Genomic DNA, 520 nt, shown 5'->3' on the forward strand with positions numbered 1-520 from the left:
GGTTATGCCGGCTACAACCGGGTGTGCCGGGAAAACGGCCTGACCCGCATCGGTTGCTGGGATCACGCACGGCGCAAGTTCGTCGAAGCCAGCCAGGCCGCCCCCGCGAAAAAGAAAGGCAAGCGTGTCTTCGGCCTCGTGATAGATTTTGGGACATCCCAGTCCCCAAAATCGACTCGGCCTTTGACAACCCATTGGTGCCCCAGCCGTCCTGGTCACCAAGCACTACGCAACAACTTCGCAAGCTCGTTGCTGCTCCGTACTTGGCTCCCAATGACTGGACGCCGCGTTCGGAGGCCTACTTTGTTTTCCCTCTGGCGCAAGGCACGCCGGGAAAACAGTGCGGCCTCGCGGCTACTGGGGTCTACCAGCCTTCGCTTCGCTCTCCATGGCTGGCAGCGCACGAAGGTCAGCAAGGCTGATGTGGCCATCGGCAAGATCCGCAAACTCTACGCCATCGAGAAACGGATCGAAGCCCTGCCGCCGGAAGAAAAGACCCGGCAGCGCCAGCAGCTGGCGC

At 61.5% G+C, this 520-nt stretch carries 1 protein-coding gene; it reads left to right on the top strand.

All coding sequences use genetic code 11. The features are described from left to right. Window positions 1-520, top strand: a 520-nt coding sequence (locus ACOCD2_RS26135) for an IS66 family transposase (protein WP_419626451.1), incomplete at both ends; no start/stop codon positions are given.

The organism is Thiolapillus sp. (assembly GCF_048562965.1).
Classification (GTDB): domain Bacteria; phylum Pseudomonadota; class Gammaproteobacteria; order Chromatiales; family Chromatiaceae; genus Thiolapillus; species Thiolapillus brandeum_A.